This window comes from Pseudomonas sp. P7548, assembly GCF_013386585.1.
Taxonomy (GTDB): domain Bacteria; phylum Pseudomonadota; class Gammaproteobacteria; order Pseudomonadales; family Pseudomonadaceae; genus Aquipseudomonas.
Map to the genome: position 1 here is coordinate 1 of NZ_JACARO010000149.1, position 15,895 is coordinate 15,895.

Sequence of the window (15,895 nt, forward strand, 5' to 3'; positions counted from 1 at the left end):
GGGTGGCAGCAAAAGCGGGTGCGACAGGCAGGCTCAAGGCGGCCGCCACCATTAGCAGGCGGAAGTAATTCATGGTAGTCCCTTACAATTTGAATTAATTTCGCGGGAGGATACCTGAAACAAGTTGTTACGGGTTAGCCGAAAGTCTCTCGCAACAGCCCAGCAAAGGCGTCCCGTGCCAAGTGCCGTTGGGTCTCCTTGTGCCAGAACAGCAGGTTGTCCACGGCTTGCAGTTCCTCGAACCGATAAGACGCCAATTGATTGGCCTGCTCGTAGCGCGCCAGGATGCCTTCCGGCGCCAACGCCACGCCGATCCCCGCACTCACGCAACCAATGATGGTGCCCCAACTGGCATAGCTGGCGATGCTCGGTTTGAAGTCATGGGGCTTGACCCAATTTTCCAGCGCGGCGCGATAGGGGCAGCCGGGTGGCCACACCAGCAGGGTGCGCTCGGCCAGGTCAGCGGCGCTGTGAATCGGAGCGCTGGATGCGCTGGCGATCAGCACCAGGCGTTCGCTGTAGACCACGCTGTGTTCGAGCTTTGCGCGCTTGCCCCCGGAGGCTACCAGCGCCACGTCGATACGGTGGTGTTGCAGGTCGTCCAGCAGTTGCGCCCAGGCGCCGGTCACCAGTTCGAGGGTGACGTCGGGGTGGCGCCGGTGATACTCCGCCAGCAGCGGTGGCAAACGGCCGCTGGCGCTGGACTCGACGGCGCCGATGCGCAGGGTGCCACGAGGAATGGCGTTGGCGTCGACGGCACGCTTGGATTCGTCCACCAGCGCCAGGATGCGCTCACAATAATCCAGGAAGATCTCGCCGGCCGCACTGATCGCCAAGCCGCGCCCGGCACGGATAAACAGCGGCGTGCCCAACTCGCTTTCCAGCTGCTTGATGCGCGTGGTGATGTTGGACGGCACGCAGTGCAGTTGCAGGGCGGCCTGGGCCACGCTGCCGGTTTGCGCCACGGCTCGCACCATTTTCAGTTGGGCCAGTTCCATTGCTCAGTTCCAGTGATTTCAGAAGTCAGAAACGGTTAATTGTCCTGCGCCTTGCCCGGGCCAAGACTGACGGCATTCCTTCCTGTTGCCGGACGCCCTCGATGAATACCCCGTCACCCGTAAAGCTTACGCTAGTCATCGCCAGCGTCATCCTCTGTTGGGCGTATTCACCCATTGGTGTGCACATGGGCTTGCACAGCTACAGCCCGGGCCAACTGGCGTTGCTGCGGTTTCTGATCGCGTCGGTGTTCATGGGCGGTGTGGCGCTGCTGATGGGCGTCGGTCGGCCGCGTCTGCGGGACGTACCGTGGCTGCTGGTATTGAGTTTTTTCGGGGTGTTCCTGCATCACACCAGCCTCAACTACGGGCAGCAATTCGTGACTGCGGCGGCGTCCAGCGTGCTGGCGCAATCGGCACCGCTGTTCAGTGTGTTGATTGCGTTTTTCTGCTTGAAGGAACGGGTCAGTCTCTGGCGCTGGAGCTGCGTGTTGCTCGGCCTGCTGGGCGTGCTGGTGGTGATCTGGGGCGATCAGGGCGTGGGTGATATCGACCCGCGCGGCCTGCTGATACTGCTGGCGGCGCTCTCGTGGAGTGTGTACTTCGCCATCCAGAAGCACTACGCCCACCGCTACAGCCCGCTGACCATGGCATGCTACATGGTGTGGGCGGGCACGCTGATGCTCTGCGTGAACCTGCCGGGTTTGTCGGCTGCCGTGGTGCAGGCGCCGTTGCCGGAGAACCTGGCGGTACTGGTGCTCGGTATTTTCCCCAGCGCCTTGGCCTACCTGGCCTGGGGATATGTACTCAAGCACGTGGAGGTCAGCCGCGCCTCGGTGGCGATGTACCTGATCCCGCCCGTGGCCATGACGATGGCCGCGACGCTGTTGGGTGAACACATCGCCTTGCAGGTGGTGCTCGGCGGTGTGATCGTGCTGGCCAGCGTGGCAGCCATCAGTCTGGAAGGGCGTTGGCGATCAATCGCTCAGGCAGAACGCGCGCAGCCGGTGGCCATCGAGGTCCTGGGCGACAAAGGTGTAGCCGAAGTCCAGGGTGGTCGGTGATTGAATAATGGTTGCGCCGCGCTCCACCCACAGGTCGTGCAGGGCATCGATGGCGGCCTTGTCGGCCAGGGAGAAGCCCACTTCACCACCGCCGCCCGTGAGCTGGGCCGCCGGTTCGACCGTGTGCCGCGACCACAGCCCGAGTTTTACGCCATTGTCGAGAATGAACAGGGCAAAGGTCGGGTTCAGTTCGACCGGTGGCTTGTCCAGCAGGCGGCTGTAGAAGTTGGCGCTGGTGGCCGGGCTGTCGACGTACAGCAGGAAGTAATGGGCGATGGTGTTCATTCAAGCTCCTTGAGAGTGGGCGGTTAGCGGGAGCCAGTCTAAAAGCCCGGACTGTCAGTTTTTGTCAGGAGTCGGCAGGGCCGGCGGATTTTCCCCGGTATAGAGTTGAATGATGTCGTCGATCTCGCCCGACAGCTTCATGCGCAACAGTGTGCGCAGGATGCGCTGCACCGGCACGCCGGGGTCGTTGCGCACGATGCAGCCCAGGCTTTGCTCGTCGATGACCGCGACCTTGTGCAACCGATGTCCGGGCGCCAGGCCCAGGTTGAAGCGGTCCAGGATCCACTCATTGATCACCGCGTAGGTGAAGCGCCCGGCCACCAGCTTGTGCAGCACCAGGTCTTCGCTGCGCGAATCGTCGCGGGTCAGCTGGCCGCTGGCGAACAGCGGGGCGAGGGCGGCATAGCGGTAGTTGAGCACGGTGCCGATCGACTGCGGCGCCAGCTGGGCGACCTGCACCACCGGCGGCGTGGCGTGGCGGCTCACCAGCACATTGCGCTGCACCATCAATGGCACGCTCCAGGTGTAGTCGCCCGACAGGTTGTCGACCCAGGCCTGGGCGACATAACAGCGCACATCGATGTCGCCGTGTTCCATGGCGCCTGCGATGCGCGCCCGGGCCAGCACGTGGAACTCGGCCGGGCGCCCGACCTGGGTGGCCAGGCTGAGCATCAGGTCATACAGGATGCCCTGGGTGGGTTGGTCGTTCTCCACGTGCGCCATGGGCATCGCCCAGCTGTCGGAAACCGAGAAGCGCAGCGGCGCCGGGGCCGCGAGGCTGACGAGGGAAATCATCCATAAAGCGCCCAGGACTACGCGCATAGGTTCTCCGGGTTCAGGCCTTTGTGGGGCCAGTCAGGAGAGCTTAGTCAGATTAGACGAGCGTGCCGGATGCAATTTCCCCCTTGCTCCGCTAGCATTACCGGCTTCCGCTTCCCAGTTGCGACGGTTTTCGATGAGTTATCAGGTTCTTGCACGTAAATGGCGTCCGCGCTCGTTCCGCGAAATGGTCGGCCAGACCCATGTGCTCAAGGCTCTGATCAATGCCTTGGACAGCCAGCGGCTGCACCACGCCTACCTGTTCACCGGCACACGCGGTGTGGGCAAGACCACCATTGCGCGCATCATCGCCAAATGCCTGAACTGTGAAACCGGTATCACTTCCACGCCGTGCGGCACCTGCTCGGTTTGTCGGGAAATCGACGAAGGGCGCTTTGTCGACCTGATCGAGATCGACGCCGCGAGCCGCACCAAGGTCGAAGACACCCGCGAGCTGCTCGACAACGTGCAGTACGCGCCGAGCCGTGGGCGCTTCAAGGTCTACCTGATCGACGAAGTGCACATGCTGTCCAGTCATTCCTTCAACGCGCTGTTGAAAACCCTGGAAGAGCCGCCGCCCTACGTCAAATTCATCCTGGCCACCACCGACCCGCAGAAACTTCCTGCAACCATTTTGTCGCGGTGCCTGCAGTTCTCCCTGAAGAACATGACCCCCGAGCGCGTGGTCGAGCACCTGACCCACGTGCTGGGCGTCGAGAACGTGCCGTTCGAAGACGACGCACTGTGGCTGCTCGGCCGCGCCGCCGATGGTTCGATGCGTGATGCCATGAGCCTCACCGACCAGGCTATCGCCTTTGGTGAAGGCAAGGTCATGGCCGCCGATGTGCGCGCCATGCTCGGCACCCTGGACCATGGCCAGGTGTTCGACGTGCTGCATGCGCTGATCGAAGGCGACGCCAAAGCGTTGCTCGAAGCGGTGCGCCACCTGTCGGAGCAAGGCCCGGACTGGAACGGCGTACTGTCCGAGATTCTCAACGTGTTGCACCGCGTCGCCATCGCCCAGGCCCTGCCTGAAGGGGTCGACAATGGCCATGGCGACCGCGACCGCGTGTTGGCCCTGGCCCAGGCGTTGCCGGCCGAAGATGTGCAGTTCTATTACCAGATGGGCCTGATCGGTCGCCGGGATTTGCCGCTGGCGCCGGACCCGCGCGGTGGCTTTGAAATGGTCCTGCTGCGGATGCTGGCCTTCCGGCCCGCCGACTCGGCAGACGCACCGAGACAGCCGCTAAAGCCAGTGGGGATCAGCCAGGCCACAGTTGATTCCGCCAAACCAGTGGCTGGCGCGGCAGTCGTCGCGCCAGTGGTTGCTGCGCCTGCCCCGGTTGCGCCGGCAACTGAACCGGTGGCCGTTGCGCCGGTGGTTGCACCGCAGCCCGCGCCTGAACCGGTCATCGAGCCCGAGCCGGTCGTCGACCTGCCGTGGAACGACCCGGTGGAAGTCGAAGCCGAGGCCGACGTCGAGCTGCAGCCCGCCGTGGAACCGGTGCTGGAGACCACCGGTGAGCAGCCCGAGCTGACGCCGATGCCCACCCCGACACCGGACAGCGTGGTGCCGGACGCGCCGGAGTGGGTGTCTGCCCCGGTCCCCGAGCCGACGGTCGCCCAGGTTGACGCGGCCACGCCCGGCATGGACCTCGACGACGAACCGCCGCTGGACGAAGACTACATCGAACCGGACATGGATTCGGCCTACAGCTACCTGGATGACCTGGCCAGCGAACATGCCGCCGAGCCTGCGCCGGAACCCGAAGTGGAGCCTGCAGCGGCCCCGGCCACCGGCCTGGCCCTGCAATGGCTGGAGCTGTTCCCGAAATTGCCGATCTCGGGCATGACCGGCAGCATCGCCGCCAACTGCACCCTGATTTCCATCGACGGCGACCACTGGCTGCTGCACCTGGACCCGGCCCACAGCGCCCTGTTCAATGCCACCCAGCAACGTCGCCTGAATGACGCACTGAACCAGTACCATGAGCGCACGCTGACCATCGCCATCGAGCTGATCAAGCCCGAGCAGGAAACCCCGGCCCAGGCCGCGACCCGTCGGCGTATCAACCGCCAGCGTGACGCCGAAAGTTCGATCCACGCCGACCCGCTCATCCAGCAGATGATGCAACAGTTCGGCGCGGTCGTGCGTCACGATACAATTGAACCTGTCGATGCCCCGGTGCCCCAAGCATCCTGATACCGGGCTACTAACTTGATCCACGTACTTTGAGGTGATTCCCATGATGAAAGGTGGCATGGCCGGCCTGATGAAGCAGGCGCAGCAGATGCAGGAAAAAATGGCCAAGATGCAGGAAGAACTGGCCAACGCCGAAGTCACCGGTAAGTCCGGCGGCGATCTGATCAGCGTGGTGATGACCGGTCGTCACGACATCAAGCGCGTGAGCATCGATCCAAGCCTGGCTCCAGGTGTGAGTGAGGAGGATCGCGAAGTGTTGGAAGACCTGCTCGCTGCAGCCGTCAACGACGCCGTTCGCAAGATCGAAGCCAGCAGCCAGGAAAAAATGGGCGGTGTGACCGCTGGCATGCAACTGCCACCGGGCATGAAGCTGCCGTTCTGATCGGCGAGCGTTAGCTAGACTCCAATGCCAGGCCTCGTGCCTGGCATTTTTGTTTGTGCCGATCCAATCGAACCCCAGCCCCTCGACCATGGTCTGCACCCTGTACCGATGGATTCGATCAAGGAGCCTCCTGATGCCTCAAGAACTGACTCTGAACCAGCGCATCGTGCTGGTCTCTCGCCCTCAGGGCGCCCCCACCCCGGAAAACTTCCGCCTGGAACGGGTGGCGTTGCCCGAACTGGCAGACGGCCAGGTCTTGCTGAAGACGCTGTACCTGTCCCTCGACCCTTACATGCGCGGGCGCATGAGTGATGCACCGTCCTACGCCGCGCCGGTGGAAATCGACGAGGTGATGACCGGCGGTGCTGTCAGCCGTATCGAGCAATCACGTAATCCCAAATTCGAAGTGGGCGACCTGGTGGTCGGCTCCACCGGCTGGCAAAGCCACAGTATTTCCGACGGCCGCAACCTGATCCCGGTACCCAAGGGCTTGGCCAGCCCCTCCATGGCGCTGGGCGTGCTGGGCATGCCCGGCATGACCGCCTACATGGGACTGATGGACATCGGCCAGCCCAAGGCTGGGGAAACCCTGGTGGTGGCGGCTGCGTCCGGTGCCGTGGGCTCGGTGGTTGGCCAGGTGGCCAAGCTCAAGGGCTTGCGCGTGGTGGGGATCGCAGGTGGCGCCGACAAGTGCCGTTATGTGGTGGAGGAGTTGGGTTTCGATGCCTGCATCGACCACAAGAGCGCAGACTTTGCCAATGAACTGGCCCTGGCGTGCTTCAAGGGCGTGGACATCTACTTTGAAAACGTCGGCGGCAAGGTCTTCGATGCGGTGGTACCGTTGCTCAATCCCAAGGCGCGTATCCCCCTGTGTGGGCTGATCGCGGGTTACAACGCCCACCAGCCACCGAGCGGCCCTGACCGGTTACCGGCATTGCAACGCACCTTGCTGACCAAGCGCGTGCGCATCCAGGGCTTTATCGTGTTCGACGACTACGGCGATCGCCAGCCCGAGTTCCTCAGTGCGATGGCGCCCTGGGTACGTGACGGCAAGATCAAGTTCCGCGAGGACGTGGTCGACGGCCTGGAGCAGGCACCCGAAGCCTTTATCGGTTTGCTTGAAGGGCGCAACTTCGGCAAGTTGGTGGTACGCATTTGACGCTAATCCGGGGCGCGGGTATAAACCGCGTCTCGTTGTTTTGTCGGACCTCTCGCCCATGAGCTTCAGCCCCCTGATTCGCCAACTGATCGACGCCCTGCGCATTCTGCCGGGTGTGGGCCAGAAAACTGCCCAGCGCATGGCGCTGCAACTGCTGGAGCGCGACCGCAGCGGCGGCGCCCGGTTGGCCCAGGCTTTGAGCCAGGCCATGGAAGGGGTCGGGCACTGTCGCCAGTGCCGCACCCTCACCGAAGAAGAACTCTGCCCGCAGTGCGCCGACCCACGCCGCGACGACACGTTGCTGTGCGTGGTGGAAGGGCCGATGGACGTGTACGCGGTGGAGCAGACCGGTTATCGCGGGCGTTACTTCGTGCTCAAGGGCCACCTGTCGCCGCTGGACGGCCTGGGGCCGGAAGCCATCGGCATTCCGCAACTGGTGGCACGTATCGAAGAGCAGGGCACCTTTACTGAAGTGATCCTGGCCACTAACCCGACCGTGGAAGGTGAAGCGACCGCGCATTACATTGCCCAGCTGCTGACCAACAAAGGCCTGATCACCTCGCGCATCGCCCATGGCGTGCCGCTGGGTGGCGAGCTGGAACTGGTGGACGGCGGCACCCTGGCGCATTCCTTCGCCGGGCGCAAACCCATCGCCCTCTAACGCGCACACACCGCGATACACCCTGTGGGACTGGCTTGTGTGGGAGCGGGCTTGCTCGCGAAAACGGTGTGTCATTCAACCTGTTAGTGACTGATCCACCGCATTCGCGAGCAAGCCCGCTCCCACACAAAACCGCTCTCACATGGAATTTGTGTGGCAAGTGAGAACTTGATAACCAAGCAAGCGCTTGGTAAGTTCGCTCCACCCTCTGCGTGGAGCTTGCCGATGTCTGCCTATCAGGATTACTTCGACTCCAGCCACCAATTGGTCCGCGACAGCGTGCGCCGTTTTGTCGAGCGCGAGCTGTTGCCGGGCATCGATCAATGGGAGGAGGCCGAAACCTTCCCCCGCGAGCTGTACCTCAAGGCCGGTGCGGCGGGCATCCTCGGCATCGGCTACCCCGAAGCCCTGGGCGGCAGTCATGAGGGCGACCTGTTCGCCAAGGTCGCGGCCAGCGAAGACTTGATGCGTTGCGGCTCGGGCGGCGTGGTGGCGGGGCTCGGTTCGCTGGATATCGGCCTGCCGCCCGTCGTCAAATGGGCGCGGCCCGAGGTGCGTGAGCGCGTTGCACCTTGGGTACTGGCCGGTGAAAAGATCATCGCCCTGGCCGTCACCGAGCCTGGTGGCGGCTCCGACGTGGCCAACCTGCAAACCCGCGCCGTGCGCGATGGCGAGCATTACCGCGTCAGTGGCAGCAAAACCTTTATCACCAGTGGCATTCGTGCTGATTTCTATACGGTGGCCGTGCGTACAGGCGGCCCGGGGTTCGGCGGCATCAGCCTGTTGCTCATCGAAAAGGACACGCCAGGTTTCACCGTCGGCAAACCCCTAAAGAAAATGGGCTGGTGGGCGTCGGACACGGCCGAATTGTTCTTTGACGATTGCCGCGTGCCTGTGGGCAATCTGATCGGCATCGAGAACATGGGGTTTGCCTGCATCATGGGCAACTTCCAGAGCGAGCGCCTGGCCCTGGCCTTGATGGCGAACATGACCGCGCAACTGGCGCTGGAAGAAAGCCTGGCCTGGGCGGCCCAGCGCGAGGCGTTTGGCAAACCCATCGGCAAATTCCAGGTGCTCAAGCATCGCCTGGCGGAGATGGCCACGGCGGTGGAAGTCTCCCGCGAGTTCACCTACCGTCAGGCGGCGAAGATGGCGGCCGGCAAGAGTGTGATCAAGGAAATTTCCATGGCCAAGAACCTGGCCACCGACACCGCCGACCGGGTCACTTATGACGCGGTGCAGATCCTTGGCGGCCAAGGCTACATGCGTGGCAGCCCGGTGGAGCGGCTGTATCGCGACAATCGCATCCTGTCGATTGGTGGGGGGACGCGAGAGGTGATGAATGAAATCATCGCCAAGCAGATGGGACTCTAGTTTTGTAGTGTTTTTCAGGGCCTCTTCGCGAGCAAGCCCGCTCCCACAGTTGACCGAGTACATGCTTTGGAATGAGGTCGAATGTGGGAGCGGGCTTGCTCGCGAAGAGGCAGGTGCAGGCAGCCGAGAAATCAGGGCAACCGTTATTTTTCAGTCAGCCCAAATTGCGTCAGGCAGAAGGTCGGGATGCCCATGTCTTCCAACCGCTGCGACCCACCCAGCTCCGGCAGATCAATGATCGCCGCGGCTTCAAAGATCTTCGCCCCCATGCGTCGCACCAGGTTCGCGGCGGCAATCAAGGTGCCACCGGTGGCGATCAGGTCATCGAACATCAGCACCGAATCGCCCTCGCACAGGCTGTCGGCGTGCACTTCCAGGAAGGCTTCGCCGTACTCGGTCTGGTAACCCTCGGCCAGCACGTCGGCCGGCAGCTTGCCCTGCTTGCGGAACAGGATCAGCGGTTTGTTGAGTTGGTAGGCGATGATCGAGCCGATCAGGAAACCCCGCGCATCCATCGCGCCGATATGGGTGAAGTCGGCTTCGACGTAGCGATGGGCAAAGCTGTCGGCCACCAGGCGCAGGGCGCGGGGCGATTGGAACAGCGGCGTGATATCACGGAAGATCACCCCAGGCTTGGGGAAGTCGATGACGGGGCGGATCAGGGATTTGATGTCGAACGAATCGAAGGTCATCGTCGAAGAGTCCTGGGCTGTAAACGGACTCGAAGTATACCTGCGGCCCCGCCGATTAGCGCGGCCGCAAGCGTTTGTGTCAGCCTTCCAGCGAACCACCGGCCAGCGCGCACAGCTGGATCGGGTCGAGGATATGCACTTCCTTGCCCTCGGCGGCGATCAGCTCGTTCTGCTGGAAACGGGTGAATACGCGGGACACGGTTTCCACCGCCAGGCCCAGGTAATTGCCGATTTCATTGCGCGACATGCTCAGGCGGAACTGGTTGGCCGAAAAACCCCGGGCGCGGAACCGCGCCGACAGGTTGACCAGGAATGTCGCAATACGCTCGTCGGCAGTTTTCTTCGACAGCAGCAGCATCATTTGTTGGTCGTCGCGAATCTCACGGCTCATCACGCGCATCAACTGGCGGCGCAACTGAGGCAGTTGCAGGGCCAATTCATCCAGGCGCTCGAAGGGGATTTCACACACCGACGTCGTCTCCAGGGCCTGGGCCGACACCGGGTGGATTTCGGTGTCCATCCCCGACAACCCGACCAGCTCGCTGGGCAGGTGGAAACCGGTGATCTGCTCTTCGCCGCTGTCGCTCAGGCTGAACGTCTTCAGCGCGCCTGAACGTACGGCATAGACGGAATCGAACTTGTCGCCCTGACGGAACAGGAACTCACCTTTTTTCAACGGGCGGCCGCGTTTAACGATGTCGTCCAGCGCATCCATGTCTTCCAGATTCAACGAAAGTGGCAGGCAGAGGGGGGCCAGGCTGCAATCCTTGCAATGAGCCTGGCTGTGAGCGCGCAGTTTAACTGGCTCGGACATTTCTTAAATCCTTGTGGGAAAACACACATAAGACGTAAGGGTAACGCACCGGGGGTGGGTGAGGCCAGCGTGTACAAAAAACCGGCAACGGTATAAAGCTTTATGTAACGGCGCCGATACACCGTGTGAATCCCTATGAGCTGGAGCTCAGGTCATGTCGGTACTCCCTTTCAATAACGCTGTCATTACTACCAAGACCCCTCAGGTCTTGACCGCTGCGGATGCGCTCGCGGGCAAAAAAGTCGATGACAAGCCAGCCCCTCCACCCACCCCCGGTGAAGGCGTGAAGGTGGTCATCTCCGGGGCGGGGCTCAAAGCGTCCCAGGCGGGTAGCAACCCCAATAAAGACATCGATGACAGCAGCTTGAAAGACAACATCAAAGAGCTGTTGAAAATGATCCGCGAGCTGAGAAAGCAACTGGCCGAGAAGATGGCCCAGATTTCGGCCGCCATGAATGATACCGCGCTGTCCCCGGAAGCCCGCCAGGCGAAAGTCGCCGGTTTGCAGGGGGACGTGGCCTCGATTCAGGCCGGTTTGATGAACGCCCAGGCGCAACTGGCCAAGGCCCTGAAAGATGAGTCGCCTGAGGCCAACATGGAAGCGATGAGCTTGCTGGCCAAGTAATTCCGGTTTCAGATCACCCGTGAAAATCGCTGCCTGTTCTGGTGCTCCAGGTAGGCATCGAACACCATGCACACTGAACGCACCAACAAACGCCCAGCCGGAAGTACACGAATGCCTTGGGCGTCCAGCTCGATCAGACCGTCAGCGGCCATGGTTTCCAACTGCGGCCAAATGTCGTCGAAATAGCCGCGAAAATCGATGTTGAAGGCTTGCTCGACCCCCTCGAATGCCAGGTTGAAATTGCAGATCAACTGCTGAATCACTTCCCGCCTCAAACGATCGTCCGTGGTGCAGACCAGGCCACGGCTGGTGGCCAGTTGTGCGCCGGCCAGGGCGTTCTGGTAGCCGTTCAGGTCACTGCTGTTCTGGCAGTACAGGTCGCCGATCTGGCTGATCGCCGATACGCCCAGCCCGATCAAATCGCAGTGGCCGTGGGTGGTGTAGCCCTGGAAATTGCGCTGCAAGGTGCCTTCTTCCTGAGCGATGGCCAACTCGTCATCCGGCAGGGCGAAGTGGTCCATGCCGATGTAGCGATAGCCGGCCTGGGTCAACTGCTCGATGGTGGTTTGCAGCATCAGCAGTTTGGCTGCCGGAGAGGGCAGGTCGTCAGTGTTGATGCGCCGCTGGGGCATGAAGCGTTCCGGCAGGTGGGCGTAGTTGAATACCGACAAGCGATCCGGCTGCAGGCTGATCACTTCCTCCACGGTGCGCGCAAAGTTGATCGGCGTCTGCTTGGGCAGGCCGTAGATCAGGTCGATGTTGATCGAGCGAAATTGCAGGGTGCGTGCCGCGTCGATCACGGCGCGGGTTTCTTCCAGGCTCTGCAGGCGGTTGACCGCGCGTTGCACCTCGGGGTCGAGGTCTTGCAGGCCGATGCTCACGCGGTTGAAGCCCAATTCACGCAGCAGGCCCATGGTGGCCCAATCCGCTTCACGCGGGTCGATCTCAATGCCGTAGTCGCCGGAGTCGTCGTCCAGCAAATTGAAGTGCTGGCGCAGGCAGCCCATGACCTGGCGCAGTTCATCGTGGCTCAGAAAGGTCGGGGTGCCGCCGCCGAAATGCAGCTGCTCAACCCGTTGTTTCGGGTCGAGGTGGCAGGCCACCAGTTGGATCTCCTGCTCCAGGCGTTGCAGGTAGGCCTGGGCGCGACCACGGTCCTTGGTGATGACCTTGTTGCAGGCGCAGTAGTAGCAGATGTTCGCGCAGAACGGCACGTGCACATACAGCGACAACGGCCGTGCGGCCTTGCGGCTGTCGCGCAGGGCGTGCAACAGGTCGAAGGTACCGACCTGGCTGTCGAATTGCACGGCGGTGGGGTAGGACGTGTAGCGCGGCCCCGCCAAGTCGTAGCGGTGAATCAGGTCTGTGTCCCAACGAATGGCGTCGAGCATGCGGGCGCTCCCCGGAATAGGCTAATGGGCCGAGTCTAGGGGCGCGTGGCAGAGGGCATCTTGATTTGCATCAACGGGGAGCGGCGCTATGCCACAGGGCGATTTAATGGCCCATCAGCCAGTGCTGGTGCGGGCCGGGCAACGTCCAGATACCAAAGAGGATCACGAGCAAGCCGCCGGCCATTCGTACACTGCGCTTGCGCAGCAGCGCCGTGACGCGTTCTGCGGCCAACCCCGTGGCCAATAGCACCGGCCACGTGCCCACTCCAAATGCCAACATCAACAGTCCGCTGTCCAGCGCATTGCCCTGGCTCGCCGCCCACAACAGCGTGCTGTAGACCAGCCCGCAAGGTAGCCAGCCCCACAGCGCACCCAGCAGCAAGGCACGGGGCAGGCTGGACACCGGCAGCAAACGGCTGGCCACCGGCTGGATATGCCGCCACAGGCCCCGGCCGAGGGCTTCGATGCGGGTCAGGCCGCTCCACCAGCCGGCCAGGTACAGGCCCATGCTGATCAGCAGCAACCCGGCCAGTACGCGCATGAACATCGCGGCCGGGCTGTTCGCCACCGCCCAGCCGGCCAAGCCGATCAGCACGCCGGCAGCCGCATAGCTGAGGATGCGCCCCAGGTTGTACGCCAGCAGCAACCTGAAACGGCGGCTGCGCTGCTCCTTGGGGATCGCCAGGGTCAGGGCGCCCATCAGCCCGCCGCACATGCCCAGGCAATGGCCGCCGCCAAGCAGGCCGAGGATCAGCGCAGAGACCAGCAGTGGCGCCAACTCAAGCATGGGGTGGATCTTTGGGCGGCTGTTCGGCGCTATTGGCTTCTTCGACGCCGGCCAGGTGGTTCGGGTCCTGGTCGTCGAACAGCACGCTGTGGGCCGGGCCGTCGAGGTCGTCGTACTGGCCGCTGTCCACGGCCCAGAAGAAGATGTAAATGGCGACACCCACTAACAGCAGCGCCGCCGGGATCATCACGTATAGAGCTGGCATCTGCACTCCATGCCCGCGCGGCTCAGGCCGGCAGCGGGCGGGTTTCCAAGGGGACGCTGGCAGCCGGCGCGCTCGGCAGGCGAGTCAGGCGCAAGGCGTTCAACACCACGGTCAACGAACTGATGGACATGCCGACCGCCGCCCAGATCGGCGTGACCCAGCCCAGGGCTGCAAACGGCAGCATAAGGCCATTGTACAGCCCGGCCCACAGCAGGTTTTCAATGATCACCCGACGGGTGCGCCGCGCCAGGGTAAACGCCTGCACCAGGGCATCGAGCCGGTTGGACAGCAGCACCGCGTCAGCGCTGGTCTTGGCCAGGTCCGTGGCCGACCCCATCGCCACACTGATATCAGCGGCGGCCAGCACTGGTACATCGTTGACGCCATCGCCGAGCATCAGCACCTTGCGGCCTTCGCGGTGCAACTGTTGCAGCACCTGCAACTTGTCATCCGGGCGCAGGCCGCCACGGGCTTCGTCGATGCCCAGCTCAAGGGCCACGCTGGCGACCATTGGCGAGCTGTCCCCGGACAGCAACAACGTGCGCCAGCCACGCGCCTCGCACGCGGCCAGCAGCGCGGGCGCATCACTGCGCAGGCGGTCATCGAGCACGAACCAGGCGAGGGCGCCAGTGCGATCGCCCAGCAGCAGCCATTGGCCAGCTTCATCGGGTGAATCAGGCAGGGGGCAACCGCTGAGTTCACACACGTAGCCCGGCTGGCCGATGCGCAATAACCGCTCGCTGACGCGTCCTTCCAGACCCAGGCCTGGTGCACTGAGCACTTCGTCGGCGGCCAGTGGCGCACGGCCAAACGCCCGGGCGATCAGGTGCTCTGAGCGATGCTCCAGGGCGGCGGCGAGGCTCAGGCAGTCATCGCTGCCCAGCGCGCCCAAGGGGCGGATCGCACGCAGTGCCAGGCGACCTTCGGTGAGGGTGCCGGTCTTGTCGAAAATCACTGTATCGATCTGGTTCAAGCCTTCCAGCACATGGCCACGGGTGAGCAGCAGCCCGAGTGTGTGCAGCGTGCCGGTGGCGGCGGTCAGTGCGGTAGGTGTGGCCAGGGACAACGCGCAAGGGCAGGTTGCCACCAACATGGCCAGCACAATCCAGAAGGCGCGTGATGAGTCCAGCTCCCACCACACCACGCCGATCACGGCCGCCGCGATCAGCGAGCACAGCAGGAACCACTGCGCAGCGCGGTCGGCGATTTGAGCCAGGCGTGGCTTTTCGGCCTGGGCGCGTTCCAGCAGGCGCACGATGGCCGACAAGCGGGTGTCATGGCCCAAGGCGCGCACTTCGACGGTCAGCGCGCCTTCGACATTGAGGGTGCCCGCCGTAACGCTGTCGCCAACGTCTCGGGGCTGAGGCAGGTATTCGCCGGTGAGCAGGGATTCGTCGATGCTCGATTGACCGTCGACGATCACCCCATCGGCCGGCAGCACGGCGCCGGGGTGCACCAGCACGCGATCACCCAGCGCCAGTTCGCTCAGCAGGATGCGTTCGCTCTGGCCATCGCCCTTCAAGCGCAGGCACGAGGCGGGCAACAGGTTGACCAATTGTGCGGTTGCGGCGGCGGTGCGTTCCCTGGCTCGCCGTTCCAGGTAGCGGCCCGCCAGCAGGAACAGCGCAAACATGCCGACCGCATCGAAATACAGCTCGCCCACCCCGGTGATCGAGGTCCAGATACCCGCCAGGTAAGCGCCGCCGATGGCCAGGGACACCGAGACATCCATGGTCAGGTGGCGGGTGCGCAGGTCGCGCAGGGCGCCTTTGAAAAACGGCGCGCAGCTGTAGAACACGATGGGCGTTGTCAGAAACATCGCCACCCAGCGCAGGATCACGTGCAGTTCCGGGCTCAGATCGATATTGAATTCCGGCCAGGTGGCCATGGTCGCCATCATCGCCTGGAACCACAGCAACCCGGCGACGCCTAGTTGGCGCAAAGCGCGGCGGTTGTCGCTGGCCAGTTGTTCGGCGGCGCGGTCGGCCTGATAGGGGTGGGCGGCGTAGCCGATATGGCGCAACTCGCTGAGCAATTGGCTCAACGGCAATTGCCCGTCGGCCCACTGCACATGCAAGCGATGGTTGGACAGGTTCAGCCGTGCCTCGGCCACGGCGGGCAGGCGGCGCAGGTGTTTTTCGATCAGCCAGCCACAGGCGGCGCAACTGATGCCTTCCATCAGCAGGGTGGTTTCGGCGAGGTCGCCCGTGTGGCGTACGAAGGGTTTTTGCACGTCGGCGCGGTCATACAGCGCCAGTTCGTCCACCAGTTGCACCGGCAGTGCGTCGGGGTTGGCCGAGGCTTCGCTGCGGTGCTGGTAATAGCTTTCCAGGCCACCGGCCACAATCGCCTCGGCCACGGCCTGGCAGCCTGGGCAGCAGAGTTCGCGGCGTTCGCCGAGGATGACGGTGGTGAAGCGGCTGCCCGCGGGGACGGGGA

At 63.3% G+C, this 15,895-nt stretch carries 16 protein-coding genes; 7 read left to right on the top strand and 9 right to left on the bottom strand.

Going from position 1 to position 15,895, the window contains the following annotated elements; translation table 11 throughout:
• Nucleotides 1–134: 134 nt before the first annotated feature.
• Nucleotides 135–998, bottom strand: coding sequence for a LysR family transcriptional regulator (locus HX803_RS31635; protein ID WP_178926003.1), 864 nt, complete (start codon nucleotides 996–998; stop codon nucleotides 135–137).
• Between the two features lie 101 nt (nucleotides 999–1,099).
• On the opposite strand from HX803_RS31635, the gene HX803_RS31640 reads away from it, so the two are divergent.
• A complete protein-coding gene (locus tag HX803_RS31640; protein ID WP_178926004.1) occupies nucleotides 1,100–2,059 on the top strand; it encodes a DMT family transporter in 960 nt (319 codons plus the stop codon).
• Here the strand turns inward: HX803_RS31640 and HX803_RS31645 are convergent.
• Nucleotides 1,973–2,344, bottom strand: coding sequence for a VOC family protein (locus tag HX803_RS31645; protein ID WP_178926005.1), 372 nt, complete (start codon nucleotides 2,342–2,344; stop codon nucleotides 1,973–1,975). The two genes, HX803_RS31640 and HX803_RS31645, sit on opposite strands and share 87 nt — an antisense overlap.
• Before the next feature lie 54 nt (nucleotides 2,345–2,398).
• Nucleotides 2,399–3,166 (bottom strand): ABC transporter substrate-binding protein, encoded by a 768-nt coding sequence (locus tag HX803_RS31650; protein WP_178926006.1) that lies wholly within the window; start codon nucleotides 3,164–3,166, stop codon nucleotides 2,399–2,401.
• A gap of 133 nt (nucleotides 3,167–3,299) precedes the next feature.
• On the opposite strand from HX803_RS31650, the gene dnaX reads away from it, so the two are divergent.
• The 5 genes from dnaX to HX803_RS31675 all read left to right on the top strand — a co-directional run bounded on the left by dnaX (nucleotide 3,300) and on the right by HX803_RS31675 (nucleotide 8,942).
• Nucleotides 3,300–5,366, top strand: coding sequence for a DNA polymerase III subunit gamma/tau (dnaX, locus tag HX803_RS31655; RefSeq protein WP_178926007.1), 2,067 nt, complete (start codon nucleotides 3,300–3,302; stop codon nucleotides 5,364–5,366).
• Nucleotides 5,367–5,409: 43 nt separating this feature from the next.
• The gene (locus HX803_RS31660; protein ID WP_178926008.1) at nucleotides 5,410–5,748 is read left to right on the top strand and encodes a YbaB/EbfC family nucleoid-associated protein; all 339 of its coding nucleotides are present in this window, start codon (nucleotides 5,410–5,412) and stop codon (nucleotides 5,746–5,748) included.
• Nucleotides 5,749–5,881: 133 nt separating this feature from the next.
• Nucleotides 5,882–6,907: an NADP-dependent oxidoreductase gene (locus HX803_RS31665; protein WP_178926009.1), complete on the top strand. Its 1,026-nt coding sequence runs from the start codon at nucleotides 5,882–5,884 to the stop codon at nucleotides 6,905–6,907.
• A gap of 58 nt (nucleotides 6,908–6,965) precedes the next feature.
• A complete protein-coding gene (gene recR / locus HX803_RS31670; protein WP_176996300.1) occupies nucleotides 6,966–7,568 on the top strand; it encodes a recombination mediator RecR in 603 nt (200 codons plus the stop codon).
• Nucleotides 7,569–7,793: 225 nt separating this feature from the next.
• On the top strand, nucleotides 7,794–8,942 hold the full coding sequence (locus HX803_RS31675) for an acyl-CoA dehydrogenase family protein (RefSeq protein WP_178926010.1): 1,149 nt from the start codon (nucleotides 7,794–7,796) through the stop codon (nucleotides 8,940–8,942).
• Between the two features lie 143 nt (nucleotides 8,943–9,085).
• Here HX803_RS31675 and HX803_RS31680 read toward each other — a convergent pair whose 3' ends face one another.
• A complete protein-coding gene (locus tag HX803_RS31680) occupies nucleotides 9,086–9,634 on the bottom strand; it encodes an adenine phosphoribosyltransferase (RefSeq protein ID WP_016973177.1) in 549 nt (182 codons plus the stop codon).
• 79 nt (nucleotides 9,635–9,713) lie between these two features.
• Nucleotides 9,714–10,448, bottom strand: coding sequence for a fumarate/nitrate reduction transcriptional regulator Fnr (gene fnr / locus HX803_RS31685; protein WP_016979302.1), 735 nt, complete (start codon nucleotides 10,446–10,448; stop codon nucleotides 9,714–9,716).
• Between the two features lie 154 nt (nucleotides 10,449–10,602).
• Between fnr and HX803_RS31690 the strand changes: the two genes are divergently transcribed.
• Entirely contained in the window at nucleotides 10,603–11,073 is a 471-nt protein-coding gene (locus tag HX803_RS31690; protein WP_178926011.1) for a hypothetical protein, read from the top strand.
• An 8-nt stretch (nucleotides 11,074–11,081) separates the two neighbouring features.
• On the opposite strand, the gene hemN is transcribed toward HX803_RS31690, so the two are convergent.
• The 4 genes from hemN to HX803_RS31710 all read right to left on the bottom strand — a co-directional run.
• Nucleotides 11,082–12,464 (bottom strand): oxygen-independent coproporphyrinogen III oxidase, encoded by a 1,383-nt coding sequence (gene hemN, locus HX803_RS31695; RefSeq protein ID WP_178926012.1) that lies wholly within the window; start codon nucleotides 12,462–12,464, stop codon nucleotides 11,082–11,084.
• 103 nt (nucleotides 12,465–12,567) lie between these two features.
• Complete coding sequence (locus HX803_RS31700; RefSeq protein WP_176996296.1) at nucleotides 12,568–13,251, bottom strand: sulfite exporter TauE/SafE family protein; 684 nt, start codon at nucleotides 13,249–13,251, stop codon at nucleotides 12,568–12,570.
• A complete protein-coding gene (gene ccoS / locus HX803_RS31705; protein ID WP_178926013.1) occupies nucleotides 13,244–13,456 on the bottom strand; it encodes a cbb3-type cytochrome oxidase assembly protein CcoS in 213 nt (70 codons plus the stop codon). Before ccoS ends, HX803_RS31700 begins: the two co-directional genes overlap by 8 nt.
• A 22-nt stretch (nucleotides 13,457–13,478) precedes the next feature.
• Nucleotides 13,479–15,895: heavy metal translocating P-type ATPase (locus tag HX803_RS31710; RefSeq protein WP_178926014.1), on the bottom strand; the 2,417-nt coding region annotated here is incomplete at its 5' end.